This is a genomic window from Brachybacterium squillarum M-6-3 (assembly GCF_000225825.1).
Taxonomy (GTDB): domain Bacteria; phylum Actinomycetota; class Actinomycetes; order Actinomycetales; family Dermabacteraceae; genus Brachybacterium; species Brachybacterium squillarum.
Genome location: NZ_AGBX01000008.1, coordinates 104,298 through 130,027 on the forward strand (window position 1 = coordinate 104,298; position 25,730 = coordinate 130,027).

25 protein-coding genes are annotated in these 25,730 nt (G+C 72.9%); 13 read left to right on the forward strand and 12 right to left on the reverse strand.

Annotation, left to right across the window (positions count from 1 at the left end; genetic code table 11):
- Positions 1-8 precede the first annotated feature (8 nt).
- Positions 9-1,010 (forward strand): DUF808 domain-containing protein, encoded by a 1,002-nt coding sequence (locus OM98_RS13825; protein WP_010535228.1) that lies wholly within the window; start codon positions 9-11, stop codon positions 1,008-1,010.
- A gap of 63 nt (positions 1,011-1,073) precedes the next feature.
- On the opposite strand, the gene OM98_RS13830 is transcribed toward OM98_RS13825, so the two are convergent.
- The 3 genes from OM98_RS13830 to OM98_RS13840 all read right to left on the reverse strand — a co-directional run bounded on the left by OM98_RS13830 (position 1,074) and on the right by OM98_RS13840 (position 4,470).
- Positions 1,074-1,718, reverse strand: a complete 645-nt coding sequence (locus OM98_RS13830; RefSeq protein WP_010535229.1) for an SDR family oxidoreductase — start codon at positions 1,716-1,718, stop codon at positions 1,074-1,076.
- A 116-nt stretch (positions 1,719-1,834) separates the two neighbouring features.
- On the reverse strand, positions 1,835-2,344 hold the full coding sequence (locus tag OM98_RS13835) for a phosphoribosyltransferase (protein ID WP_010535230.1): 510 nt from the start codon (positions 2,342-2,344) through the stop codon (positions 1,835-1,837).
- Positions 2,341-4,470, reverse strand: coding sequence for a BCCT family transporter (locus OM98_RS13840; protein ID WP_010535231.1), 2,130 nt, complete (start codon positions 4,468-4,470; stop codon positions 2,341-2,343). The genes OM98_RS13835 and OM98_RS13840 overlap by 4 nt, the downstream gene beginning before the upstream one ends.
- Before the next feature lie 242 nt (positions 4,471-4,712).
- Between OM98_RS13840 and OM98_RS13845 the strand changes: the two genes are divergently transcribed.
- The 5 genes from OM98_RS13845 (at position 4,713) to OM98_RS13865 (ending at position 10,885) form a co-directional block, all read left to right on the forward strand.
- Entirely contained in the window at positions 4,713-5,474 is a 762-nt protein-coding gene (locus tag OM98_RS13845) for a DeoR/GlpR family DNA-binding transcription regulator (protein ID WP_010535232.1), read from the forward strand.
- Positions 5,471-6,436, forward strand: coding sequence for a 1-phosphofructokinase family hexose kinase (locus OM98_RS13850; RefSeq protein ID WP_010535233.1), 966 nt, complete (start codon positions 5,471-5,473; stop codon positions 6,434-6,436). Before OM98_RS13845 ends, OM98_RS13850 begins: the two co-directional genes overlap by 4 nt.
- Before the next feature lie 94 nt (positions 6,437-6,530).
- A complete protein-coding gene (locus tag OM98_RS13855) occupies positions 6,531-8,579 on the forward strand; it encodes a PTS fructose transporter subunit IIABC (RefSeq protein ID WP_010535234.1) in 2,049 nt (682 codons plus the stop codon).
- A gap of 73 nt (positions 8,580-8,652) precedes the next feature.
- Positions 8,653-9,309, forward strand: coding sequence for a mismatch-specific DNA-glycosylase (locus tag OM98_RS13860; RefSeq protein WP_010535235.1), 657 nt, complete (start codon positions 8,653-8,655; stop codon positions 9,307-9,309).
- A gap of 208 nt (positions 9,310-9,517) precedes the next feature.
- Positions 9,518-10,885 carry a TerC family protein gene (locus tag OM98_RS13865; protein WP_010535236.1) on the forward strand — a complete coding sequence of 456 codons (1,368 nt, stop codon included), beginning with the start codon at positions 9,518-9,520 and terminating at the stop codon, positions 10,883-10,885.
- Positions 10,886-10,955: 70 nt separating this feature from the next.
- Here the strand turns inward: OM98_RS13865 and OM98_RS13870 are convergent, their stop codons facing one another.
- The gene (locus OM98_RS13870) at positions 10,956-11,624 is read right to left on the reverse strand and encodes a lysoplasmalogenase family protein (protein WP_010535237.1); all 669 of its coding nucleotides are present in this window, start codon (positions 11,622-11,624) and stop codon (positions 10,956-10,958) included.
- A 205-nt stretch (positions 11,625-11,829) separates the two neighbouring features.
- A complete protein-coding gene (locus OM98_RS13875) occupies positions 11,830-12,249 on the reverse strand; it encodes an anthrone oxygenase family protein (protein WP_217491423.1) in 420 nt (139 codons plus the stop codon).
- A 126-nt stretch (positions 12,250-12,375) separates the two neighbouring features.
- On the opposite strand from OM98_RS13875, the gene OM98_RS13880 reads away from it, so the two are divergent.
- Together OM98_RS13880 and OM98_RS13885 are read left to right on the forward strand one after the other, a co-directional pair.
- The gene (locus OM98_RS13880) at positions 12,376-12,924 is read left to right on the forward strand and encodes a TetR/AcrR family transcriptional regulator (protein WP_010535239.1); all 549 of its coding nucleotides are present in this window, start codon (positions 12,376-12,378) and stop codon (positions 12,922-12,924) included.
- Positions 12,925-12,979: 55 nt separating this feature from the next.
- On the forward strand, positions 12,980-13,462 hold the full coding sequence (locus tag OM98_RS13885) for a VOC family protein (protein ID WP_010535240.1): 483 nt from the start codon (positions 12,980-12,982) through the stop codon (positions 13,460-13,462).
- Positions 13,463-13,507: 45 nt separating this feature from the next.
- Here OM98_RS13885 and OM98_RS13890 read toward each other — a convergent pair whose 3' ends face one another.
- Positions 13,508-14,098: a thymidine kinase gene (locus OM98_RS13890; protein ID WP_033195279.1), complete on the reverse strand. Its 591-nt coding sequence runs from the start codon at positions 14,096-14,098 to the stop codon at positions 13,508-13,510.
- Positions 14,099-14,473: 375 nt separating this feature from the next.
- On the opposite strand from OM98_RS13890, the gene OM98_RS16395 reads away from it, so the two are divergent.
- Positions 14,474-15,481, forward strand: a complete 1,008-nt coding sequence (locus OM98_RS16395) for a transglycosylase family protein (RefSeq protein ID WP_010535242.1) — start codon at positions 14,474-14,476, stop codon at positions 15,479-15,481.
- A gap of 129 nt (positions 15,482-15,610) precedes the next feature.
- On the opposite strand, the gene OM98_RS13900 is transcribed toward OM98_RS16395, so the two are convergent.
- Complete coding sequence (locus tag OM98_RS13900; RefSeq protein ID WP_010535243.1) at positions 15,611-17,374, reverse strand: GNAT family N-acetyltransferase; 1,764 nt, start codon at positions 17,372-17,374, stop codon at positions 15,611-15,613.
- 49 nt (positions 17,375-17,423) lie between these two features.
- On the opposite strand from OM98_RS13900, the gene OM98_RS13905 reads away from it, so the two are divergent.
- Positions 17,424-18,221: an alpha/beta fold hydrolase gene (locus OM98_RS13905; protein WP_010535244.1), complete on the forward strand. Its 798-nt coding sequence runs from the start codon at positions 17,424-17,426 to the stop codon at positions 18,219-18,221.
- Here the strand turns inward: OM98_RS13905 and OM98_RS13910 are convergent.
- Together OM98_RS13910 and OM98_RS13915 are read right to left on the reverse strand one after the other, a co-directional pair.
- On the reverse strand, positions 18,208-19,806 hold the full coding sequence (locus OM98_RS13910) for an L-lactate permease (RefSeq protein WP_010535245.1): 1,599 nt from the start codon (positions 19,804-19,806) through the stop codon (positions 18,208-18,210). The genes OM98_RS13905 and OM98_RS13910 overlap by 14 nt on opposite strands.
- Before the next feature lie 194 nt (positions 19,807-20,000).
- Complete coding sequence (locus tag OM98_RS13915) at positions 20,001-20,948, reverse strand: L-lactate dehydrogenase (protein ID WP_010535246.1); 948 nt, start codon at positions 20,946-20,948, stop codon at positions 20,001-20,003.
- Between the two features lie 124 nt (positions 20,949-21,072).
- Between OM98_RS13915 and OM98_RS13920 the strand changes: the two genes are divergently transcribed.
- The gene (locus tag OM98_RS13920) at positions 21,073-21,393 is read left to right on the forward strand and encodes a putative quinol monooxygenase (RefSeq protein ID WP_010535247.1); all 321 of its coding nucleotides are present in this window, start codon (positions 21,073-21,075) and stop codon (positions 21,391-21,393) included.
- Between the two features lie 35 nt (positions 21,394-21,428).
- Here the strand turns inward: OM98_RS13920 and sigJ are convergent, their stop codons facing one another.
- The 3 genes from sigJ to OM98_RS13935 form a co-directional block, all read right to left on the reverse strand.
- The gene (sigJ, locus tag OM98_RS13925; RefSeq protein ID WP_010535248.1) at positions 21,429-22,355 is read right to left on the reverse strand and encodes an RNA polymerase sigma factor SigJ; all 927 of its coding nucleotides are present in this window, start codon (positions 22,353-22,355) and stop codon (positions 21,429-21,431) included.
- 1 nt (position 22,356) lies between these two features.
- Positions 22,357-22,953, reverse strand: coding sequence for a carboxymuconolactone decarboxylase family protein (locus OM98_RS16300; RefSeq protein WP_010535249.1), 597 nt, complete (start codon positions 22,951-22,953; stop codon positions 22,357-22,359).
- 123 nt (positions 22,954-23,076) lie between these two features.
- Positions 23,077-23,886 (reverse strand): tryptophan-rich sensory protein, encoded by an 810-nt coding sequence (locus OM98_RS13935; protein WP_010535250.1) that lies wholly within the window; start codon positions 23,884-23,886, stop codon positions 23,077-23,079.
- A 151-nt stretch (positions 23,887-24,037) separates the two neighbouring features.
- Here OM98_RS13935 and OM98_RS13940 point away from each other — a divergent pair, with 151 nt between their 5' ends.
- On the forward strand, positions 24,038-24,517 hold the full coding sequence (locus OM98_RS13940; RefSeq protein ID WP_010535251.1) for a GNAT family N-acetyltransferase: 480 nt from the start codon (positions 24,038-24,040) through the stop codon (positions 24,515-24,517).
- A 104-nt stretch (positions 24,518-24,621) separates the two neighbouring features.
- Entirely contained in the window at positions 24,622-25,722 is a 1,101-nt protein-coding gene (locus tag OM98_RS13945; RefSeq protein ID WP_033195290.1) for a serine hydrolase domain-containing protein, read from the forward strand.
- Positions 25,723-25,730: the final 8 nt, after the last annotated feature.

The window sequence follows — 25,730 nt, forward strand, 5'->3', positions numbered from 1 at the left end:
AGACCCTCATGGCCGGAGGCCTTGCCGCCCTGCTCGACGATGTCGCCGCGATCGCTCGCCTGGCCGCTGCGAGTGCCGATGACGTGGCCGCCGCCAGTGCGAAGGCGGGCGCGAAGGCCACGGGCGTGGTCATCGACGACGCCGCCGTCACCCCGCAGTACGTGCGGGGCATCGAGCCGAAGCGCGAGCTGCCCATCGTGTGGCGCATCGCGCGCGGCTCCATCATCAACAAGCTGGTCTTCATCCTGCCGGTGGCGCTGCTGCTGTCCTACTTCGCCCCGTGGCTGCTGACACCGATCCTCATGCTGGGCGGCACCTACCTCTGCTACGAGGGGGCGGAGAAGGTCTGGGAGCTGGTCTCCGGGCAGAAGCACGAGAAGAAGCCGGCCGCCGCCAAGGGCACCGACGCCGAGAAGTCGATCGTGGGCGGCGCCGTGCGCACCGACCTCATCCTCTCCGCGGAGATCATGGTGATCTCCCTGAACACCGTCACGGACCAGTCGATCTGGATGCAGGCCGCGATCCTCGTGGTGGTCGGCATCGCGATGACCGTGGTGGTCTACGGCGCGGTGGCGCTGCTGGTGAAGATGGACGACATCGGCCTGCAGATGGCCCAGCGCGAGTCGGAGACCTCCCGCCGCATCGGTACCGGCCTGGTCAAGGCGATGCCCGTGGTGATGACGGTGATCAGCTACGTGGGCATGGTGGCGATGCTCTGGGTGGGCGGCCACATCATCCTGGTGGGCATCCACGAGTTCGGCGCCGAGCAGCCCTACGGCTGGATCCACCACCTCGAGGAGGTCGTGGCCGTGGTGCCCGGCATCGGCGGGGCGCTGGCCTGGCTGGTCAACACCTTCTTCAGCTTCCTGCTGGGCCTGATCTGGGGCGCGATCATCGTGGTGGTGATGCACCTGCTGCCCTTCGGCAAGGACGATCACGACGAGGACGGTCACGCCGACGAGGCAGCCGAGGCGGGCGACGCGAAGCCCGCACCCGGCGCCCACGCCTGACGTCCGACACACGAGAACGGCCGCCGCCCCGAGGGGCGGCGGCCGTCGTGCATCCGCGGCGGATCAGGCGGGGGTGACCGCCTCGGCGATGGGGGTGTCGCCGTCGTTGAAGGCGATGAAGCGGCCGCGGGTGTCCTCGCGGCCCACCACCTCGGCGATCACGGCGGCGACGTCGGCGCGGGAGACCTGCCCGGCCTCACTCGCGGCGGCGTCGATGGTGCCGGTGCCGGGCTCCAGGGTGAGCCCGCTGGGTCCGAGGATGGTCCAGTCCAGGCCCGACTCCTGCAGGAAGGCGTCGGCCTGCGCCTTGGACTCGGCGTAGGCGAAGAATCCCTCGCTGGGATCGATGCCGTGGTCCGGGCCCGCACCGAAGTAGCTGACCATCACGTAGCGGGTGGCGCCCACCTGCTCGGCAGCGCGCATCGAGGCGATCGCGCCGTCCCGGTCCACCGCGTAGGTGCGCTCGGGGCTGCCGCCGCCGGCCCCGGCGGACCAGACCACGGCGTCGGAGCCGCGCAGCAGCTCCTCCCAGCCGGCCTGGTCCAGGGTCTGGATGTCGGCGACCTCGGCGCTCGCGCCGGTGGCCTCGACCTCGGCGACGTGCTCCGGGTTGCGGATCACCGCGCGCACCTCGTGGCCCGCCTGCACCAGCAGCGGCTCCGCGAGCAGCGCGACCTTGCCATGTCCTCCGATGAGTGTGATCTTCATGCGCCTCACCCTGTCACCGCCCCGCCGCGGTGTCGAGGCCGGGGGCCGGATTCGGCCGCCGGCGGAACCGGGAATGCGCCCGGCCCGCCCGGCGGCCCCGGTATCCGCCGGCAGGCTCAGGCGGAGGGCTCCACGGGCGGCTCGGCCGACCAGGGGAAGACGATCCACTCATCGGTGCGCTTCCACACGAAGTCCGGGTCCACCACGGAGACGGGCTTCGCGTAGACCACGGCGCTGCGCACGTCCGCGCCCTGCTCCCGCAGCAGGTCCAGCACGAGGGCCAGGGTGCGGCCGGAGTCGGCCACGTCGTCCACCACCAGCAGGCGCCGCCCGTGGATCGACTCGGTGTCCAGCAGCGGGGCCAGCAGCACCGGGTCCGGGAGGGTCTCGTGCACGTCGGTGTAGAACTCGACGTTGATCGCGTCGGAGAGCTTCACCCCGCAGGCGTAGGAGAGCGCCCCGGCCGGCAGCAGACCGCCGCGGGCCACGGCGATGATGATCTCCGGCTCGAAGTCGGAGTCGGCGATCTGCTGGGCCAGCTCCCGGCTGGCGGTGCCGAAGAGGTCCCAGGTCAGGACCTCCTTGGTGACCAGCTCGGCCGAGTCGGCGTGGTAGGCGGGGCTCATCGGTGCTCCTCGGGGACGTCCGTGCCGGTCTCGCGCTCGGCGTCGGGGGCGACATCGGCGTCGGAGTCGGCGACGGTCTGGATCTCGCCGGTGTAGGTGCCGGTCGAGTAGTCGTACTCCACGGGGTTGCCGTCCTCGTCGGTCCGGGCGTACCACTCGGTGACCTCGGGGGCGGTGGAGTCGAAGTCGCTGCCGGTGGCGCGGTCGTCGTCGGTGTCGGTCGGTTCGACGGACAGCGCGAAGTGGTCGCCGTACTCGCTGACGCCGTAGCGCACCGCCTGCTCGACGGCCACCTCCTCGTAGCGGGATCGGATCGTGTACGGGTCGCTGCGCAGCAGCTTGACCAGGGCGATCGCCATCAGCACCAGGATCACCGCGAAGGGCAGGGCGGTGACCACGATGAGGTTCTGCAGGCCCTGCAGGGCGTTCTGCCCGCCGAACAGCAGGATCACCACGGCGATGCCGGCCATGCACAGCGCCCAGAACACGGTGACGCCGCGGCGGGGCTCCGGGTTGCCCTTCTGGGAGAGCTGCGAGTTCACCACGGAGGCGGAGTCCGCGGTGGTGATGAAGAAGATCGCCAGCACCACGATCACCAGTGCCGCGACGATCCAGCCGCCGGGCAGCTGGTCCACGGCGGCGAAGAAGATCTGCTCGGGCAGCGGCAGGGTGGCCGTGGTGCCGTCGGCGGCGATCGCCGCGTCCGGGTCGGATACGCCGACGGTGTTCCCGGCGGCGTCGAGCTCGCTGGCGCGGCGCTGCAGCCAGATGCTGGTGCCGCCGAGCACGGCGAAGGCCATCACGATGATCGAGGAGGGGATCAGCAGCACGCCGAGCACGAACTGGCGGATGGTGCGTCCGCGGGAGATCTTGGCGACGAAGACGCCGACGAAGGGCGCCCAGCTCACCCACCAGGCCCAGTAGAAGGTGGTCCAGCTGGAGAGGAAGGCCTGCATGTCCGCGCCCTCGGCCATGTTGGCGCTGAGCATGTCGGTCATGGTGCCGAAGTACTCGAGCACGGCGCCGGGGATCATGTTCATCAGGAACACGGTGGGGCCGACCACGAAGAAGAACAGCGCCAGTCCCACCGAGAGCACCATGTTGATGTTCGAGAGCCAGCGGATGCCACGGGCGATGCCGGACACGGCAGAGATGACGGTGCCGATGCTCAGCACGCAGATGATGCCGAGCGCCATCGCGTTGCCGGTGTCGCCGAGTCCGGCGACGATCTCGACGCCGCTGCCGATCTGCAGGGCGCCGATGCCGAGGGAGGCGGCGGTGCCGAAGAGGGTGGCGGTGATGGCGAGGCCGTCGATGATGCGGGCGCCGATCGAGTCGGTGCGGCCGCTCCACAGGGAGGCGACCACGGCGCTCATCAGCGGCACCTGGCCGCGGCGGTAGGAGATGTAGGCGACGGAGAGGCCGACGATCGCGTAGATCGCCCAGGCGTTCACGCCCCAGTGCAGGGCGGACTGCGCCATCGCACCCTTGATCGCGGCGACGGAGCCTGCGTCGTAGGGGGCGCCGGGCCGCGGGGAGAGGTAGTAGGTCAGCGGCTCGTAGGGGCCGAAGAAGATGATGCCGATGCCGATGCCGGCGGCGAAGAGCATCGCGGCCCAGGAGCCGGTGGAGTACTCGGGCTTCTCCCCGTCCAGGCCCAGCGGGATCCGGCCGTAGCGGGTGAAGGCGATGATGACCAGCAGGATCACCAGGCAGATGGCGAGCAGGTTGAACACCCAGCCGAGGTTCGCCATCACCCATCCGAGCGCCACGCCGGAGACCTCGAAGACGGACTCCGGATTGATCAGGCCCCAGGCGACGAAGGCGATGATCGCGGCGCCGACGACGGTGACGATGCCCTTGTCCACGCCGTAGCGGATCTTCTGGTCCTCGACGGAGACGCCGGGCACCAGTGCGGGATGGATCGCGTGGGGGTAGTTCACCTCCCGCAGGAAGGCACGGGCGCGCTGTCCGCGCTGGGACATCACCCGCAGCTGCTCGACGGCGCCGGGATCGAGGTCGGTCCCGGTGGTGGTGGCGGGGGCGGTGCGGCGCCGGCGGCGGATGCTGCTGCGGCGGCGCTCCTCGCCCTCGGGATGCTGGGGCGGCTCGGAGGAGGAGTTCATGCGGGGCCTCGGATCGGGTCGGGGACTGATCGGGGTGGGCCCACCGTAGCGAGCCCGGCGCCCGGACCTGCCGCTTCGACCACCTGGCCGAGGATCCGTGACCCCCCTGAGCCCCTTCCCCACATGCATTCACATCCCGGGGTGTTGTTTCGTGTGGCTTCGCGGGGTAGTGTGTGGCTATCGGAGGCGACGGGGGACGCACGTCCCGCCTCCGGCCCCCCGATGGCGAGGAAGGTGACGACATGTACGCCCCCCAGCGGCACCGACAGATCCTCGATGCCCTCGAGCACGACGGCCGCGTGGCCGTCTCCGACCTCGCCGAGCAGTTCGGCGTCGCCACCGAGACCATCCGCCGCGACCTCGACGAGCTGGACCGGCGCGGTCTGCTGCTGCGCGTGCACGGCGGGGCCGTCGCCCGCCGCACCACCGTGCTGGAGCCGGACCTCGACGCCCGCCGCAGCACCAACACCGCGATCAAGGACCGCATCGCCGCGGCCGCCGCGGAGCTGCTGCCCACCGATCCGGCCGCCGCCGTGCAGCTGGACGCCGGCACCACCACCCTCGCCCTGGTCCCCCATCTGCGGGGACGCACGGGATCGGTCGTCACCCACGCCCTCGACGTGGCGCAGGCGGCCCTCGCCCTGGACGGCCCGGCCGTCCACCTCCTGCCCGGGCGGCTGCGCCCCGGCACCGGCGCCGCGGTGGGCGCGGCGACCGTGGAGGCGATCCACCGCCTGCGCCCCGAGCTGGCCGTGCTGGCCTGCAACGGCTTCGACGCCGAGGCGCTGTACACCCCCGACCCCTCCGAAGGTGCCGTCAAGAGCGCCATCGTGCAGCGGGCCGCGCGTCGGGTCCTCGTGGCAGACTCGTCGAAGGCCTCGACCACTCATCTCGTCGCGGTCGCGGCGATGTCCGACATCGACACGCTCGTCACGGACGACGGGCTGCCGCCCTCAATGCGTTCCGCCCTCGCGGACGCGGGAATCGACGTGGTGCTCGCATGATCCTCACCCTCACCGCCAATCCCTCCCTGGACCGGACGATCGACCTGCAGGCCCCCCTGCAGGTGGGCGGGGTCCACCGCATCGGCGCCGACCGCACCCAGGTGGGTGGCAAGGGCGTCAATGTCGCCCTCGGGCTCGCCCGCGCCGGGGTGGACACCCTGGCCCTGGTCCCGGTCGGCGCCCACGACCCGTACCTGCAGCTGCTGGACGAGGCGGGGCTCCCCCACCGCGCCAGCGAGGTCGCCGGGGCCGTGCGCACGAACCTCACGGTGCTCTCGGCCCCGAACGTCACCACCAAGATCAACGAGCCCGGCTCCCCGGTGACCGCCCAGGAGGTCGCCGCCGTGGAGGCGGCCCTGCTGGACGCCGCGGGAGAGGGCGACGCCGTGATGCTCTCCGGCTCGCTGGCGCCGGGCTTCCCCGTCGACTGGTACGCGCGGATGGTGCGCCTGCTGCACGAGCGCGGCCTCTGGGCGGGCGTGGACACCTCCGACGCCCCGCTGACCGCGCTCGCCGCCGCCTGGGCGGAGGACCCGGCCTGCGCCCCGGACCTGCTGAAGCCCAACGCCGAGGAGCTCGGCCAGCTCACCGGCCAGGACGGCCTCGCCCTGGAGTCGTCCGCCGAGCAGGGCGAGCTCGGGCCGGTCCGCGAGGCCGCCCTGACTCTGCAGGCCCAGGGCGTCGGCGCCGTGCTGGTCACGCTCGGCGGGGCGGGCGCGGTGCTCGCCACCGCCGACGGCTGCTGGTACTCCCCCACCGTCCGCGGCCCGGTGGTCTCCACGGTCGGCGCCGGGGACTCCGCGACCGCGGGCTTCCTGATCGCCCGCGAGAGCGGCCAGGACGAGGCCGGGCAGCTCGCCCGCGCCGTCGCCTACGGCACCGCCGCGGTGGGCCTGCCCGGCACCACCATCCCCCGACCCGAGCAGGCCCGGGTGCATCCCGAGTCCGTCCGTCCGCTCTGAATCCCCCGACGCCGAATCCCCCGATCCCCGGCACCGTCCCCGGTGTCGTCCCACCCCGCCCGGTCCCCCCGGGCACCCCAGTGAAGGAGCTGGCATGTCCGCACTCATCACCGCCGACCTCGTCCGCCTGGACGTCGCGCCGGCCGGCGACAAGTTCGCCGTGATCGGCCAGATGGCCGACCTCATCGCCTCCACCGGGCGCGCCGAGCGCGACGGCCTCGAGGCGGGCCTGGTGGCCCGCGAGGAGTCCTTCGCCACCGGCATGCCCGGCGGCTTCGCGATCCCCCATTGCCGCACCGAGGCCGTGCACGAGGCCGGGCTCGGTCTGCTGCGCCTCAGCGAGCCGGTGGACTTCGGCTCCGCCGACGGCCCGGCGGACCTGGTCATCGGGATCTCCGCCCCCGCGGGCACCGACGACCAGCACCTGAAGCTGCTGGCCCAGCTCTCCCGTGCCCTGATCCGCCCCGAGTTCCTGGCGGCCCTGCGCGCCGCGGAGACCCAGGAGGAGGCGGCGCGCCTGGTGATGGAGGTGCTGGACCCGGTCGAGATCGGGCTCGCCCCGGATGCAGGCTCCGAGGACGGCGCCGACTCCACCGTCGATTCCGCGGCCGTCGCCCCCGTGGCCGCCGAGGAGGGGGAGCCGGTGCTGCTGGCCATCACCTCCTGCCCCACCGGGATCGCCCACACCTACATGGCCGCCGAGTCGCTCGAGAACGCGGCGAAGGACAAGGGCGTGGAGCTGCACGTGGAGACCCAGGGCTCCGGCGGCATCACCCCCTTCACCGAGGAGCAGATCGCACGCGCCACCGCCCTGATCGTCGCGGCGGACGTGAACATCTCCGGCCGTGAGCGCTTCGCCGGCAAACCGATCGTGGAGCACCCGGTGAAGCGGGCCATCTCCCACGGCCCGCAGATGATCGACGAGGCCGTGGCGGCCTCCTCCGATCCCTCGGCGCGGCGCGTGCCCTCGGGCGGCGCGGCGAAGCAGGAGGGCGATTCCTCCTCGGAGGCGAAGCAGTCCTGGCCCAAGCGGATCCAGGCCGCCGTGATGACCGGCGTCTCCTACATGATCCCCTTCGTCGCCGCGGGCGGCCTCATGCTGGCCATCGGCTTCCTGCTGGCGGGCTTCGACGTGGCCTTCGTGGCGCAGGACGTCGCCACCACCTACTCGCTGGGCAACCTGCCCGGCCAGCTCGAGTACGAGGGCGCCGCGGGCACCATGCTCACGGAGCGCTCCGGGCTGCTGCTGTACCTCGGCTCGGTCATGTTCACCGTCGGCAACCTGGGCATGGGCTTCCTGGTGGCCGCCCTGTCCGGCTACATCGCCTACGGCCTGGCCGGACGCCCCGGCATCGCCCCCGGTTTCATCGGCGGCGCCGTCTCCGTGCTGGTGGGCGCCGGCTTCCTCGGCGGCCTGGTCACCGGTCTGCTGGCGGGCCTGATCGCCCTGTGGCTGACCACCTTCAACCCGCCGCGCTGGCTGGCCGGCCTGATGCCGGTGGTGATCATCCCGCTGGTCACCTCCACCGTGGTGGGCGGCGCGATGCTGCTGTTCCTGGGCCGCCCCCTGGCCTGGCTGATGACCACCCTGCAGGACGGCCTGACCGGCATGAGCGGCAGCTCCGCGATCCTGCTGGGCGTGATCCTGGGTCTGATGATGTGCTTCGACCTCGGCGGCCCCGTGAACAAGGCGGCCTACCTCTTCGCGACCGCCGGGCTCTCCCAGGGCACCGAGGCGTCCTTCCAGATCATGGCGACCGTGATGGCGGCCGGCATGGTGCCGCCGCTGGCGATGGCCCTGTCGACCGCGGTGGCCCGCAGGCTCTACTCCCCGGTGGAGCGCGAGAACGGCGCGACCGCCTGGCTGCTGGGCGCGGCCTTCATCTCCGAGGGCGCGATCCCCTTCGCCGCCGGCGACCCGCTGCGCGTGATCCCCTCGATGATGGCCGGCGGTGCCGTCACCGGCGCGCTGACGATGGCCTTCTCGGTGGGCTCGCAGGCGCCGCACGGCGGTATCTTCGTGTTCTTCGCGATCAGCCCGGTCTGGGGCTTCATCCTCGCGATCGTGGTCGGCACGCTGATCTCGGCCACGCTGGTCACCCTGCTGAAGGCCCAGCACCGGCGGTCCCTGGCCGCCGCCTGATCCGCCCGCATCCCTCCGGGGCCGTGACGTCCGTTCGGACGGCGCGGCCCCGGAGCCGTCCCCGGGAGCCCCGATGTCCTCTGCCGCCTTCCGCCCCCGCCGTCCCTCCCCGCTGGCCGGCGCCAAGCCCCGCCGCGACGACCTGGCGCGCTTCGCGAGCGACGATCCCGACGCCATCGACGATGTCCTCCCCCGCGAGGGCCTGCCGCTGCGCCTGCTCATCGTCGGCATCAACCCGGGGCTGTGGACCGCCGCCGTCAACGCGCCCTTCGCCCGGCCCGGCAACCGCTTCTGGCCCTCGCTGCACCGTGCCGGGCTCACCGGGCGGGCCGTGGATGCCGCCCGGGGACTCGAGGACTCCGACGCCAGCGACCTCGTCGAGCGCGGCATCGGGGTGACGAACCTGGTGGGCCGTGCCACCGCCCGCGCGGACGAGCTGAGCCGGGCCGAGCTGCAGGCGGGCGGTCGCGGCCTGGTCGAGCGGGTGCCCGCGCTCGCTCCCCGGGTGGTCGCGATCGCCGGGATCACCGCCTTCCGCAGCGCCTTCACGCTGCCCGCGGCGCGCCTCGGACGCCAGGACCCGGAGACCGTGCCGGGGTGGCCGACGGGGACCGCCCTGTGGGTGGTGCCGCAGCCCAGCGGCCTGAACGCCCACGCCACCGTCGCCACCCTCGCGGAGGATTGGCGGGAGGTCGCCGCGGAGGCCGGGATCCCGACCCCGGCGGCGTGAGCCTGCTCGCGCCCCCTTCCCGGACTCTTCGGGCCCGCGGGGCCGCACGCTAGACTGCTCGGCGGCAGCGGGGGAGTATCCGTCGCTCTGCGCACGTCATCACGGGGACCGCCGATGGTCCCCCGGGCGCAGAGGCCTCAGCACCATCGGGACCGGTGGGCGAGGTGGAGAGACCCGGGTCCACTCCTCGACCCCGGAAAGAGCTCCCGTGACAGTCTCCCCCCTGGTCTGGATCATCACGATCATCGCCATCGTCGGCCTGCTGGTCTTCGACTACGTCTTCCATGTGCGCAAGGCGCACATCCCCACCCTGCGCGAGGCCGCCGTCTGGTCCTCGATCTACGTGGGCATCGCGCTGCTGTTCGGCATCGTCGTCATCCTGCTCGGCGGCGGCCACGCCGGCGTGGAGTACTACTCCGGCTGGATCACCGAGAAGGCCCTCTCGGTCGACAACCTCTTCGTGTTCCTCGTGATCATGGCGTCCTTCAAGGTGCCGCGCGAGGACCAGCAGAAGGTGCTGCTGTTCGGTATCACCTTCGCGATCATCTCCCGCACCGCCCTGATCCTGGTGGGTGCCGCCGCGATCGAGCACTTCGCCTGGGCCTTCTACTTCTTCGGCGCGATCCTCCTGTTCACCGCGGTCAACATGCTGCGCGGCGAGCTCAAGGACGAGTCCGGGGAGGAGGAGGAGAAGGACAACATCGTCGTCCGCATCGTCAAGCGGATCTTCCCGACCAGCGGCGAGTACGACGGCGACAGGTTCTTCACGGTCGTCGACGGGCGGCGGATGCTCACCCCGATGCTGCTGGTGATGATCGCGATCGGCGGCACCGACGTGCTGTTCGCGCTCGACTCGGTGCCCGCCATCTTCGGCCTCACCCAGTCGACCTACATCGTGTTCACGGCCACCGTGTTCTCGCTGCTGGGTCTGCGTCAGCTCTACTTCCTCATCGACGGCCTGCTGGACCGCCTGGTCTACCTCTCCTGGGGCCTGTCGATCATCCTGGCCTTCATCGGCGTGAAGCTGGTGCTGCACGCCCTGCACGAGAACGAGCTGGGCATCATCAACGGCGGCCAGCCGGTGCCGGTCCCCGAGGTCTCGACCCCGGTGTCGCTGGCCGTCATCGTCGGCGTCCTCACCATCACCGTGATCGCCTCCCTGTTCTCCAAGCGCGGCAAGGCGCAGGCGGCCGTCTCCGACGCCCGCTGGGAGGCCGAGCACTACATCGAGATGAGCTACCAGGCCTTCGAGGCCCGGCGCGACGCCATCTACCAGCGCATGATCGAGCACGAGCAGATCATCGAGAACCTCCCCTCGACGTTCCAGAATCACGTGGACGACGAGCGCGGCCTGCGCGAGCTGCTGGCCGACGCCCACGCCATCCATGAGGTGCGCCTGGCCCACAACGAGCGCGGCGAGCGCTCGGACGAGCAGCCCGAGGGTCTGCGCGTGGTGCGCGAGGACGGCACCGTCTCCGTGGACGGCAGCAACAAGCTGGTGCTGATCGGCCAGGAGGACCAGGCCGAGGGCGGCATCACCACCCAGGAGTCGCGGGTGGCCAAGCCCGGCCGCTGACCCCCGCGTCCCGGACCCCCCTCGAGCCTGCTCGGGGGGCGTCCGTGCATCCGGGCCCGTGGAGGCGGGCTCAGTCGGGAGGATCCTCCGCCCGGATCACCGCCGCGACCAGCAGTGCCTGCGCGGCCAGGTAGGTGGCCATGAACGCCACGTCCTGCCCGGGCCGGTCGAGCACCCCGAACACGCGCAGCGCGATCAGCGCATCGGAGACCAGGAAGCTCGCCCCGCCGATGGTGCCGAGAGGCCCGAGCCCGGTGGCGAGCGCGGCCATCGCGGCCAGCAGCCCCGCGTAGAGAACGACCGCGGGCAGCAGCGGCCCGGCACCGGGGGCGCACAGCGCCACCACCGCGACGGCCAGCAGCACGTAGGGGGCGGCTCCCCAGGGCCGGGCGAGCACCGAGCGGAGCCGCCAGGGACGGAAGGCGGCGAGGTAGGCGATCTGGGCGAGGGCGAAGCTGCCGAGCATCGCGCCGAGCTGGGCCGCGCTGTCCTGCGGGAGGTAACGGGGGACGGTGTCCCCGAGCCAGGAGCAGCCCAGCGCCGCGAGCGTCCAGCGCACCACCGGGGTCCGCGGCCGCTCGGTCGCCCGCAGCAGCACCCCGGCCAGGGCCGGCATCAGCGTCATCTGACTGAGGTCCGCCACCCGCTCCGCGCCGACGGCCTGCGCCCCCAGGTGCACGGCCGCCAGGGTCCCGCTGATCGCGATCGGGACGGCGAGCCGATGACGGAGCACGGTCATGGCCTCAGCCCCGCCGGACTACGTCGCACTCGTTCACCACGGCAAGGCTGCGGCTTCGCATGGGTTCCTCCTGGTCGGGGGCCTGTGCTGTCATCCTGGCAGATCGACCACGGCCACCAGCGTGTTTCCACCATCTCCGTGTACCCAGGTCAGCGCTCTTGCCACAGCATGCCGCGGCCGACGACGCCCCCCACCGAGCAGTGCCTCAGCCGATCACGGCGCTCATCGTCAAGAGAGGCATCGCCAGGACCAGCAGGCCCACGCGCGCGAGATGCAGCCGGTCCCAGCGCCGCTGCTGATCCGCCCAGTCCGCGGGGTGTTCCTCCGCGGTCCAGGTGCGTGCCCTTCGGTTGATCGGGACCAGCAGGAGGACGGATAGCACGCAGCTCAGGACGAGAAACACCGCCGCCACCAGGGAGGCCCCGGTCGCGCTGGCCCCGTCGACGATCACCGTGGCGACCAGGACCAGTATCAGGGAGGCGATGTACCAGAACGGCATCGCGCGGCCGAGTATGCGGGCACCGTGCGCACGGCCGGCGATCGACGCCTCGAAGGGCAACGCCCGGAGGATCGGGTTGACGACGACCGCGACGGCGAGCTCGACGCCCACCAGGATGCCGGTCACCGTGAGGGCAAGGGAGAGAAGAAGGGCAACCATGACGTCTCCTATCTAGCACTGCTAGGTCAGTTAGCGCCGCTAGACTATGGAGTGATCCCGGGAAGCACAACAAGAAAGGACGGACACGGGCGGATGGCACGGACCACAGACCCCGCGGACCGACGACGACGGATCCTCGACGCGGCACGAGCGCGGGCGGACGCCGAGGGCTGGGACGCTGTGACCACCCGGCACCTCGCCGGCGCCATCGGCTTCACACAACCCGTCCTCTACGGGCACTTCCCCCGCGGCAAGGCCGAGATCATCCACGCGGTCGCCCTGGAGGGCTTCACCGACCTCGCGCGAGACTGCCGAGCCGCCATGGCGTCCTCCCCTGACCGGCCCCTGGAGGCGGTGGCCGAGGCCTACCTCGACTTCGGCGGCCGGCACCCCGCGGTCTACGAGGCGATGTTCCACCAGCCCATCGACGCGCGCTTCGCCCAGGACGACGTCGAAACCCCCCTGCGGGATGCCTTCGACGTCCTCGCCCAGGCACTCGGGGACACCGGGGACGGCACCGAGACCGAGGTCCTCTGGAGCACTCTGCACGGATTAGGCCTCCTCGAACGCGCAGGGAGGATGCGCCCCGATCACCGGGCGCACCGGATCGCGGAGATCAGGCGACGATTCGGCCCCCATTGAAGCCTGGCCGTCGATGAGGGTGGACGTCGACAGCCCGCGGGCGCAGGATGGCGGCATGACGCGCGTGCAGACCTCCCTCTGGTTCGACGGCGGCGTGGACGAGGCCGCTGCCTTCTACGTCTCCCTGCTGCCGGGGTCACGGATCCTCGGCCGCCTGCCCTACGTCCCCACCGACAACGCGCCCGGGGACGGGCCGCCCGCGGGCGAGTCCCTCACCGTGGACATCGAGCTGGCCGGCACGCGCTACACCCTGCTGAACGGCGGCCCCTACTTCACGCTCTCGGAGGCCGTCTCGATCGAGGTGGTGGTGGACTCCCAGGCCGAGGTGGACCGGCTGTGGTCGGCCATCCTGGAGAACGGCGGCGAGCCCTCGCAGTGCGGCTGGTGCCGCGACCGCTGGGGGCTGTCCTGGCAGATCGTCCCCGCCCGGCTCTACGAGCTGCTGGAGGGCCCGCACGCGGCAGCGGTGACGGCGGAGATGCTCACCCAGGTCAAGCTCGACGTGGCCCGGCTGGAGGCCGCGGCCGGATCGGACTGACCCCCGGCACAACGGCCGTCGCGCCCCGGGAGCCGCCCGCGCGGCTCAGCGGCCGTGGTGCAGGCGACAGCGGGCCTGGTAGCTCTCGGTCCCGCCGACTGCGTCGACGGTGAGGGCGAGCCCCTCCCCCGCACCCGAGGCCGCCTCGCCCGCGCCAAGCCGCTGGTGCAGCGGGGCGTCCCGCCCGCAGACGGCGCAGACCGCGCTCAGCCGCAGCACCTCGTCCGCCAGCGCCATCAGCTCCGGCAGCGGCGGGAAGGGTTCGGCGTCGAAGGTGACCGCGAGCCCGGCGACGATCACGGTCGCGCCGCGGTCGAGCAGTTCGGCCACCACCGGCAGCAGGCCGGCGCCGAAGAACTGCGCCTCGTCGAGGGCGATCACCCGCGCGTCGGGGTGCTCGGCCAGCAGGGCCCGCAGCCCCTCCACGTCGGAGGCGGCCGGGGCGGCCATCACGTCGCCGGTGTGGGTGGCGATGCCCTCGGCGTAGCGGTCGTCGAAGGCGTGGGTGAGCACGAGCGTGTCGATCCCGGCGAGCGCGGCCCGGCGCACCCGGCGCAGCAGCTCCTCGGACTTCCCGGCGAACATCGGCCCGGCGATCACCTCGAGGCGGCCCGGCGCAGCAGCGGTGGCACACATGCCCGCAGGGTACGCCCCGGCATCGCGGCGAGCACCGGGCGGAATACGCGGGGGAATACCGTGGCCGCGCCCGTCCAGCGCTATCACAGAACGATCACGGCCACATTCCAGCGGATATTCAGCGCGGTGCCAGCCTGTGCGGCCGCACAGCTCGCGACCTGCACCCCTACCCTCTCTTGGGGCGCTGATCAGCACCTTCACCCGGGATCCCCAGGCTCGTCGCAGACTCGACGCCCCGGAGTGACCCACGGATCATGCCGGGTCAAAATTGCGTCAACCCGCCGCCATAAATGCCGTCAGGGCTTGCCCGCTCCCCCATTCCGCCTCCTACGGTTGCCGACGCATCACGACCCGTCAGCCCCGAAGGAGCTACCCGTGACCACGACCTTCCGCAGCACCACCCGATCCATCATCGGCCGCACCGCCCTCACCCTCGCCGGCGGCGCCGTCGTCGCCACCGGCATGATGGCCGCCGCCCCCACCCAGGCCCAGGCCGCGACCGGCTGGGACGAGGTGGCCGCCTGCGAGTCCGGCGGCGACTGGTCCATCAACACCGGCAACGGCTACTACGGCGGCCTGCAGTTCTCGCAGTCCACCTGGGAGGGCTACGGCGGCACCCAGTACGCCGAGCGTGCCGACCTCGCCTCCAAGAGCGAGCAGATCGCGATCGCCGAGAAGGTCCTGGCCGGCCAGGGCGCGGGCGCCTGGCCCACCTGCGGCACCGCCCTCTCCGGCGACGCCGACACCTCCGGCGGCACCGAGTCCTCCGACGACTCCTCCTCCGAGGAGAGCTCCGACAGCTCCAGCGAGTCCTCCGGCAGCTCGAGCTCCGAGTCCAGCGAGTCCTCGGAGTCCAGCGGGTCCTCCGAGAGCAGCGAGGCCCGCGAGGACTCCGGCGAGTCCAGCCGCTCCGAGGAGCGCACCTCCGAACCCCAGGGCGACTGGAGCTGCGACGGCGACGGCATCGCCGACAACTGCGACGAGAACGGCTTCACCAAGGAGACCACCTCCTCCGACGAGTCGGACGAGTCCAGCCAGGAGTCCACCGAGCAGAGCACCGAGTCCACGGAGCAGGGCAGCGGCTCGGGCTCCACCGGGTCCGCCGACGGCATGGCCGTGGCCGGCACCCTGGAGGTCGACGGCAAGCTCGGCCCGAACACCATCTCCGCCCTCCAGGACTGGCTCGACATCGAGCAGACCGGTGAGCTGGACGAGGAGACCGTGAAGGCCATCCAGGCCTGGACCGGTGCCGAGCAGGACGGCGTGATGGGCCCGGAGACCGTGGCCGGCATCCAGCACGAGGTCGGCGCCCACCAGGACGGCGGCGACGAGCTCGACGGCCAGAGCACCCAGGTGCTGCAGGCCTTCCTGAACCTGTACTGAGCCGCGCTCCCCGCCCCGCGCGCGGGCATCGCCCTCCCCCACCGCCCGGGATCGCCCGGTGGTCCTCCGACCGCCGCGCGGCCCGGGCGGTCGTGCGTCAGCAGACCTGCTGGCCAGGGACCCGAAACGTCAGAGCGGACGCTTGAGCCCGACGTGGCTCTCCTCGTAGCCGAGCCGGGCGTAGAAGGCGCGGGCCTGCTGGCGGGTGCCGTCGGTGGTGAGCTGCGCGAGCCGGGCCCCGCGGGCGCGGCCGTGCGCATGCGCCCACTCCAGCATCGCGGTGCCGAGCCCCTGGCCGCGCGCGGAGGCGGCGATGCGCACGCCCTCGATCTGCAGCCGGGTGGAACCGGCCCGGGAGAGGCCGGGGATGATCGTGAGCTGCATGGTGCCCACCACCTGCTCGGCCTCGTCGGTGACGACGGCGAGGTAGTGGGCGCCGTCGCGGGAGAGCACCTCGTGGGCGGCCTCGTACTCGGCGAGCTCGGCGACCTCCCGGGAGCGGGCGATCTCGTCGTCGGCCAGCAGCGTCGCGATCGCGGGCACGTCGGCGCGGCGGGCGCGCCGCACCCGGTAGGAGCGTTCCCCCGGCGTGAGCAGACGACCCGCCCCGGCACCGGCCGCCTCCCGCATCCGGGCCACCAGCGCATCCAGCCAGGCGCCGACGTTCGCGCGGGCCTCGGAGGTGTCGGGGTAGCGGCAGCGCAGGTGCACCCCGGCCTGGTCGAGGATGAACCAGAGCATCACCCCGTCGGTGCGGATCGAAGCGCTCACGTACTGCGCCTCCAGCCCGATGTCGTCGATGCGCACCGGCAGGCGACGCAGGTCCAGCCAGGAGATCGCGAACATGCCGGGGGCCTCCGGCATCCCGCCGTAGGGGGCGAGGATGTCCGCCAGCGGCCAGGAGCCCAGGCGGATCGCCTCCTTGACGGCCGCGGCGGCCGCCGTCGGGCCGGGCCGCTCCACCTCCAGGACCGCATTGGTGATGAACCAGCCGACGGAGTCGTGCCAGGTGGTGTCGTAACGGCTGTGCACGGGGAACACGGCGCGCAGCGGGGCACCGGAGAGCTCCCGCGTCACCTCGGCCATCAGGGAGGTGGTCAGCGCCAGGGTGGAGACGCCGTCGGCGCGGGCCTGGGCGGACAGGGCGCCGGTGTCGTCCACGTCGAGCACGTCGCGGATCTCCACCCGTTCGGGCTGCGGGGAGGGGTCGCCGAGCGGCAGTGGGAAGCGGGGCATCACGTCGCCGCCGGCGGCGAGGATCTCGTGCCAGCGGCGGTGGATCTCCTCGGGGGCGCTGCCCCGGTCGCGCAGCAGCGCGGTGTGCTCGGCGAAGGCGGGCACCCAGCCCTGGGCGGGTTCGCGGCCGGCCTCGAGGTCGGTGAGTGCCGCCAGCAGGTCCCGGGCGATCACCAGCATCGACCACATGTCCACGTGGGCGTGGTCGGCGCCGATCACCACGGTGGGGCCCTCGGCGGTCTCGACCACGCACAGCCGGTGCGCGGGCCGCGAATGGGAGGAGCAGTGGGCATCCAGCACCTCCTGCAGGGCCCCGTTCATCGCCTGCCCGGGGGCGACCTCGTGCTCGACCCAGGCGCCGGGGCCGACGTCGACGGGGCGGAGCACCACCAGCCCGTCCTGCTCGGAGAACACGGTGCGCAGGGTGCCGTGCCGGGCGATCACCGCGAGCCAGGCGGCGGCGAGCGCCTCCTCGTCCACGCGCTCGCGCAACCGGATGGAGATCGCCATCCAGGAGCCGGGCCGGTCGCCGGCGCCGACGTGGCGCCGCTGGTCGAAGGAGACCGGGAGCGCCTCCCCGGCCGGGGAGACGGTGACCGCGTAGCTGCGGAGGGGACCGAAGGGGAGCCGCAGGTGGGCGACGTGGGTGAGCCGCATGCTGGGTACAGTAGCCGCCAACGTCCCTGCTCCCGCCCCGGAGGTCCCGATGTCATCCTTCCGTGTCCCCGGGGCCGAGCTGGCCTGGGAGCTCAGCGACGAGGGCGGACATCCGGTGGTGCAGCTGCACGGCCTCACCTCCAGCCGGGCACGGGACCGGGTGCTGGACCTCGACCTCGGGCGGGGGCTGTCGGGCACCCGGCTGCTGCGCTACGACGCCCGCGCCCACGGGGCCTCCACGGGGCGGGCGGAGCCGGAGGACTACCGCTGGACGAGCCTCGCGGACGACCTGCTGGCGCTGCTGGAGGCGACCTTCCCCGGCGAGACGGTGCACGGGGTGGGGCCCTCGATGGGCTGCGGCACCCTGCTGCACGCGGCGCTGCGGGAGCCGGAGCGCTTCAGCTCGCTGACGCTGCTGCTGCCGCCGACGGCCTGGGAGACCAGGGCCGCGCAGATCGAGGACTACCGCCGGCTGGCGGAGTTCATCGACGCCCACGGCATGGAGCGCTTCCTCGGCGCCAGCCAGGACATGTACCGCCCGCCGGCGACGGTCGGCACCCCCACCACGGTGCCGGACATCTCCGGGGAGCTGCTGCCCTCGGCCTACCGCGGCGCCGCACTCAGCGACCTGCCGTCGCGGGAGGACCTGGCGGCGCTGGACCTGCCGGTGACGATCCTGGCCTGGGTGGACGACCCCGGCCACCCCGTCTCCAGCGCCGAGGCCCTGGCGGCGACGCTCCCCCGGGCCCGCCTGCAGATCGCCGCGCGGCCCGATCAGGTGGCGCGCTGGCCGGAGGTGCTGTGCGAGGACGTCGCCGCGGCGGGCGCGGCCGTCACAGCAGGGTGAGCACCAGGGTCCACACGCAGATCACGGCGAGCATGCCGAGGCTGTAGAGGATCGAGGCGCGCATGATCTCGCTCTCGCGGCCCGAGAGGCCCACGGCGCCGGCCGCGATCGCGATGGACTGCGGCGAGATCACCTTGGCGGTGGTGCCGCCGGCGGTGTTCGCGCCCACCAGCTGGGCGGGGGCCGCGCCGATGCCCTCGGCGGTGGCCACCTGCAGCGGGGCGAACAGGGTGTTGTTGTTGACCACCGAGCCGGTGAGGAACACACCGATCCAGCCGATGATCGGGGCGATCAGCGGGAACACGGGGCCTGCCGCGGCCAGCGCCGAACCCATCGCGGTGGAGCCGCCCGAGTAGTTGGCGATGTTGGCGAGCATGAGGATCAGGGCGATCAGGATGATGGCCTTGCCGAGCTCACCGATGGTGGCGCGCAGCTCCGTGAGCGCCCCACCGATGCTGATCTGCGGGGTGGTGGCCACCGTGATCAGCACGGCCAGCAGGATCGCGGTGCCGGTGGCGCCGAGGATCGCGAGGGACCAGGTGGTCTCGACCAGGGCGCCGGAGGCGGTGGTGATCGCGTTCGTCAGCCCCTGGATCGGCACCGAGATGGTGGTGGCGGCCAGCGCGCCCTCGGCGAACAGTGCCTTCACGGCCGGGATCGACCACAGCAGGATGGTGCCGGTGAGGATGTAGAAGGGGCTCCAGGCCACGATGACCTCGCGGGCGCTGTGCCGCTCCACCTCGGGGATCTCGGCGCCGCCCTCGCGGAAGATCCGCTTCGGCCTCCACACCCGGCTGAGCAGGAAGATCGCGACGAGCGCGGCGAGGCCCGCGCCGAGGTCGGCCAGCTCGGGGCCGAGGAACCACAGCACGCCGGCCTGCACGCCGGAGAAGACGAGGGTGACCACGAGGGTGGCGGGCCAGGTCTCGCGCAGGCCGCGCACGCCGTCGAGGATCATCACCAGCAGGAAGGGGATCAGCAGGGTCAGCGGCTGCAGCACGATCACCAGGGCGCGGGAGAGGTCCAGCACGTCCATGCCGGTGACCTGGGCGCCGACGATGACGGGCACGCCGATGGCGCCGTAGGCCCCGGCGGCGGCGTTGGCGACCAGGGAGATCATGGCGGCGCGGACGGGCTGGAAGCCGAGCTGGACGAGCAGGGCGGCGCAGATCGCGATGGGCACGCCGAAGCCGGCGGCCCCCTCCAGGAAGGCGCCGAAGGCGAAGCTGATCAGCAGCACCTGGATCCGCTGGTCCGGGGAGACCGCGGAGATCGAGGCGCGGATGATGTCGAAGCGGCCGGAGGCGACGCTGATCCGGTACAGCCACACGGCCATCACGATGATGTAGGCGATCGGCCAGATCGCGGTGAGCAGGCCGTACCCGGCGGAGCCGGCGATCGAGCCGAGCGGCATGCCGAAGACGGCGAGCGCGACGACCACCTCGACGGCCAGGGCGATCACGGCGGAGACGATGCCGGTGAGCTTGAGGACCACCATGCACAGCAGGAACACGAGGATGGGCAGGGCGGCGACGAGCGCCGAGAGCGGCAGGCTGCCGAGGGGGTCGATGGTCTGAATCCACATGGCGGGGAGAACCTCACGTCGGGGTGCCGGGACGGGGTCGCGGCACCGGATCGGGAGACGCTGCGGGCAGTGCCGTCGGAAGGGGCACCGCGGTCGGATCTGGTCTTTCGGGGGCAGAGAGAACGGGGCGGCTCCCGGGGTGTGCCGGGTTCCGCCCCGTCGTCCCTGACGAGTGGTCTCTGCGAGGCCTGGGGTCAGCCGCGCAGGTCGGCGGCGACCTTCTTCAGCGCATCGGCCGAGGCCTGCAGGCGGGACAGCTCGTCCTCGCTGAACGGGGTCTCGGGGATCGGGCGGGCGCCCTCGGCGCCGACGATGCAGGGCACCGAGAGGGCGGCGTCGGAGATGCCGTGCTCGCCCTGCAGGACGGGGGCGACTGGCAGGATGGCCTGCTCGTCGCCGAGGATCGCCTCGACGATGCGGGCGCTGGAGAGGCCGATGGCGTGGTTGGTGGCGCCCTTGCCCTGGATGACCTTGTAGGCGGCGTCGCGGACGTCCACGGCGATCCGGTCGAGGTCCTCGCGGGAGAACAGCGGCGCGCCGTCCTGCTCCCACTGCTCGATCGGGACGGTGCCGATCCGCGCGCCGGACCACAGCGGGAACTCGCTGTCCCCGTGCTCGCCGACGATCTGCGCGTGGACGCTGGCCTCGGCGACCTCGGCGCGACGGGCGATCTCCCAGCGCAGCCGCGAGGAGTCCAGCACGGTGCCGGAGGCGAAGATGCGGTTCTCGGGCAGCCCCGAGGTCTCCTGGGCGAGCATCGTGAGCACGTCGCAGGGATTGGTGACGATCACGTAGACGGCGTCGGGGGCGACCTCCAGCAGCTGCGGCATGAGCGAGCGGAGGATCCCGGCGTTCGTCGCGGCCAGCTCCAGGCGGGTCTGCCCCGGCTTCTGCTTGGCCCCGGCGGTGATGACGACGACGTGCGAACCCTCCGCGACGCCGATGTCGGACCCGCCGACGATGTCGCTGCTGCCGAGGAACGCCGAGCCGTGTGCGAGGTCGAGCACCTCCGCCTCGGTGCGCTCGGTCGCGATGTCGTACAGGGCCACGTGGCGGGCGGATCCGCGGATCAGGGAGGCATAGGCGACGCTCGCCCCGACGGCGCCTGCTCCGACAACGGTCAGCTTCGAGTTCACGATCATGCGGCCAGCGTAGGCTCGTCCGGGCGCCCTGCCACAGGACCTAGGTCGGCTCCACCGTCGGCCGCGCTGGTGGGGACGCGGTCCACCGCGGACCGTTCACCGACTCGACACCCCGGAGGCCCCCATGATCCTCATCAACGTCCGTTTCCCCGTCCGCCCCGAGGTCGCCGACCGCTGGCCGGAGATCGCTCGCCCCTTCACGGAGGCGACCCGCGCCGAGCCGGGCAACAAGTGGTTCACCTGGTCGCGGGACGTCGAGGACCCGACGGTGTACGTGCTGCTCGAGGCCTTCGAGGACGACGCCGCCGGGGCGCACGTGGACTCCGACCACTTCCGCACCATGCAGGCGGAGTTCCCGCAGTACCTGCGCGAGACCCCGCAGATCGTCTCCCATCAGGTGGACGGCGACGGCTGGGGCCCGATGGGTGAGCTCACGGTCGACTGAGCGCCGCGGAGCGGACGGGCGTCGTCCGGCGTCCTTCAGCGCTCCAGCCGGGCGAGCTTCTCGGGGTTCCGCTGGAGGGCGATCCCGGTGACGCGGCGCCCGTCGCTCTCGATCCAGGTCACGCTGTCCACGCCCCCGGGTCCGGTCGCGACCAGGGCCGGGTGCCCGTTGACCTCGCGCACGGTCCAGGTGAGGGCGCGCACGTCGGCCTTCTCGAACAGGCCGAGGACGAACCGCATCGTGCGGTCCGCGCCGAGGATCGGGCGGCGCGCGGCCCTCGCGATCCCGCCGCCGTCGCTGGTGAGCACCACGTCGGGGGCGAGCACGCCGACCAGGTCCGCGAGCGGCACCTCCCCGCGGGCGGCGGCCAGGAACGCCCCGGTCAGCTCCCGCGAGAGGTCCGCGTCGACCTCGTGGCGGTCCTCCCCCGCCGCGACGTGGACCCGGGCCCGCCGGACCAGCTGCCGCACCGCCGGTTCCCGCCGCCCGAGGGCCTGCGCGATCTCCGCGTACGGCACCGCGAACACCTCCCGCAGCACGAAGGCGGCGCGCTCGAGCGGCGAGAGGGTCTGCAGCACGACCAGCAGCGCGAGGGAGACCTCTGCGGCCACCTCGGCGACGTGCGCGGGGTCCTGATCGGTGCGGTCCGCGCCGGTGAGGACGGGTTCGGGCAGCCAGGGCCCGGGATACTCCTCGCGGCGGCGCGAGCGGGACCGGATCTGGTTCAGTGCCTGGTGGGTGACGGCACCGAGCAGGTAGGCCCGGGCGTCGCGCACCGTCGCGACGTCCACCGCCCGCCACCGCAGCCAGGTCTCCTGGACCGCGTCCTCCGCGTCCTGCGCGGTGCCGAGCACGCGGTAGGCCGCGCCGAGCAGGTCCCGCCGATGGTCGAGGAACGGTGCCGCGTGGGGATCCGCGCCGGCCGCGTCGGCCGGGCCGGTCCTCCGTCCCTCGTCCGCCACCTCAAACCACCTCCGGCACCGCGCAGTCGTCCCGGTAGCCCTGGCTGCGCAGCCCGAGCCCCGCGTTGAACCGGGAGCGGTAGTTCTCGAGCGCCACCAGAGCGGCGAGCTCGACGATCTGCCGGTCGTCGAGCGCGGGGCGCAGGTCCTCGACCATCGCATCGGTCGCGGCGGACGGGGTGGCGCTCGCGGCCACGGCGTAGCGGAGGACGGCGCGGTCGAGGTCCGAGTAGGCGTCGCTCGTGGTCCAGCGGTCGATCTCGCGGACCGCCCGCGGGTCGATGCCCCGGTGGCGGAACTCCCACTCGCCGAAGTCGATGCACCAGGAGCAGCCGATCTCCTGGGAGACGGCGAGCACCGCGAGGGCGTGCAGGCGCGGCGGCAGGCGCTTCCAGGTCATCGCCGCGGACTCCAGGCCCAGCCAGCCGGCCAGGACCCGGCGGTGGTGGAAGGCGGCGCGCAACGGGTCCGGGACCTTCCCGCCGTACAGGCGACGGGCGATGGCCCCGAGGGTGGACTCGAGCGGGCCGGTGGGGCCCAGGGGCACGCGGGCGCGGCGCGGGGCGGCGGGCAGCTCGGTCAGGGCTCGGATGCTCATGGCTCTCCTTCGTCGGGACCGGCGGGATGCGCGGTCACGAGGAGGACACCGGCCGCAGGGCGGATGTGACATCGCGGCGGCGAGGGAGGGACCCTTTTCCCGGATCAGGACCGTCGGTGCAGGTCACGCGGCACGCCCGCGCCGAACGCGCAGCACGATCGTCGCTCCCAGCACGACGGCCGCGGCGACCCCCGCCATCACCGCGGTCGCGGTGGACTGCGGGAGGTCGGTGCTGCGCGCGATCGCCACCCAGGCGAGGCCCCAGACCAGCGACAGCATCGGGGCGATCCGACCGCGGGTGCGGACCGCGAGGCCGACGCCCACCGCGGCGGCCACCGCGAGCACCACACCCGCCCACAGCTCCGGCGGCAGGCCGAGACCGTCGAACCCGACGGCGACGAGCACGGCGGTCGCGTTCGCGGCCGTCGCGACCACCACCCATCCCAGGTAGAGCCCGAGCGGTCCGTCCACGAGCAGCCGGTCCAGGGTCCCGCGCGGCGGGAGCTCCTCGAGGATCAGCAGGATGCGGGCGAGCACCGCGACCAGCACGACGATCACCGGCAGGCTGAGGAGCAGCAGGTCCGCCTGGACCACGCCGATCCACAGCGCGTTCAGCGCGAGGGAGGCGACGACCCACCATCCCAGGCGGCGCAGCCGTTCGTCGTCGCGCCGACCGGGCAGCACCTGATAGATCGCGAGGGCGAGCATGCCCGTGTAGATCAGGCTCCAGATCCGGAAGGCGCCGCGGCCCGGGGCGATGAGCGTGGAGTCCGCGTCGAGGTAGCCCCCGGCGGCCTCGGTGATCGGGGTCCCGACCACGGCCCCCGAGCCGAGGAAGGCGGCGACGATCGCCAGCAGGGAGCTGACCAGGACGGCGACGGGACGGATCCGGTCGCCGCGGCGAGGCGGCGCGGAGGCGGAGGTCGTGGCCATGGTCTGCTCCTTCAGGGCGCGAGGGCTCGGCACGTCGAGCGTATCCGGCGACCGGACGCGGGCCCGGCGGCTCAGGCCCCGGCCGGTCACGGATGCGCAACGGGAGGCGCCGAGCGGGGCGGATCCCGAGCCGGCCGGGTCAGGATCGGGCGTGCCCCTCGTGATAGCGCCCGCCGACCTCACCGACCCGCGTCTGCACGCGCTGCTGCGCGACCACCTCGCGGACATGGCGCCCACGGCGCCGCCCGAGAGCCGGCATGCGCTCGACCTCACCGGTCTCGCGGCACCGGGTGTGCAGCTCTGGGCCGCGGAGAGCGACGGAGAGCTGGTGGGGACCGTGGCGCTCGCGCCGGTCGCCGGGGCCGAGGGCGGGAGGCACCTCGAGCTGAAGTCGATGCGGACGGACCCCGCGCGCCGTGGGGAGGGCATCGGGGCGGCCCTGCTGGTGCACGCCCTGGGTCAGGCTCGGACGCAGGGCGCGGAGCGCGTGTCGCTCGAGACCGGGACCGCGGAGTTCTTCGCCCCCGCGCACCGCCTGTACCGGCGGCACGGCTTCACTCCCTGCCCTCCGTTCGGCGCCTACGTCGAGGACCCGCACAGCCGATTCCTGACTCTCGCGGTCCCCGGCTGACCACCGTGGTCGGGCGCCGGGGCGCGCGGCGCGCGGACGTCCGCACCCTGCCCGACCCCGCCGGAGCCCTGTCGTCCGTCGGGGCCGCGCCCTACGCTGACGCCATGTCCGCACCGCTGCAGGATCTGCTCACCCGTCACGTCGACGCCGGGACCATGCCGGGGGTGATCGCGAGCCTCGGCCGCGACCTCGACCCGATCGTCCTCGGGACCACCGGCCCGGGCGGCGCACCGCTCGACGCGGACGCGATCGTGCGCATCCAGTCGATGACCAAGGTGATCACCGCGGTCGTCGCCCTGCATCTGGTCGAGGACGGTGCTCTCGGCCTGGACGACCCCGTCGAACGCTGGATGCCGGAGCTCGCCGACCGCCGCGTGCTCCGCACCCCGGACGCCGAGCTCACGGACACGGTGCCCGCCCCGCGTCCGATCACCCTGCGCCACCTGCTCACCAACACCAGCGGCTACGGCATGGCAACCTCCGACTCCCCCGTCGCCCGGGCCATGCAGGAGAACCGCACCGCGGCGGGGGCGGAGCCGCCCGTCCTGGGCGCTCAGGACTGGCTGGATGCGCTCGCCGCGCTGCCGCTGATCGTCCCGCCCGGCGAGGGCTGGCGCTACCACCACTCCTTCGGCCTGCTCGGGATCCTGCTGGGTCGGGTCGCGGGGCGGCCGACCGGGGAGCTGCTGCACGAGCGACTGTTCGCCCCGCTCGGCATGCCCGACACCGGCTTCCGCGTACGCGAGGGCCAGGAGCACCGGCTGCCGCCGGCGCTCCGCCACGGGGAGGATGGGCTCGAGGTGACCGAGGCCGCCGGCTCCGGCTTCCACGTCGGCTCCGCGCCGTTCGACGAGAGCCACGGGGAGCTCGTCTCCACCCTCGCGGACCTGCACCGGTTCTTCCGCGCCCTCCACGACGGGGAGCTGCTGTCCCCCGAGCACCTCGAGGCGCTGCGCACCGATCAGGTGCCCGCAGCAGCGAAGGCGGAGGACAGCTTCTTCCCGGGGTTCTGGGACGGCACCGGCTGGGGCTACGGGGTGTCCGTGCTGACCGCCGGACCGCACGCCGGGCGCTACGGCTGGTCCGGCGGGCAGGGCACCGACGTGTTCGTCGACCCGGACGGCACGATCTGCCTCGTGCTCACCCAGGTGGAGATGGGCGAGCGGATCATGGGGCTGCTCGGGGAGCTGCAGGAGGTGCGCTGAGGCGCCGC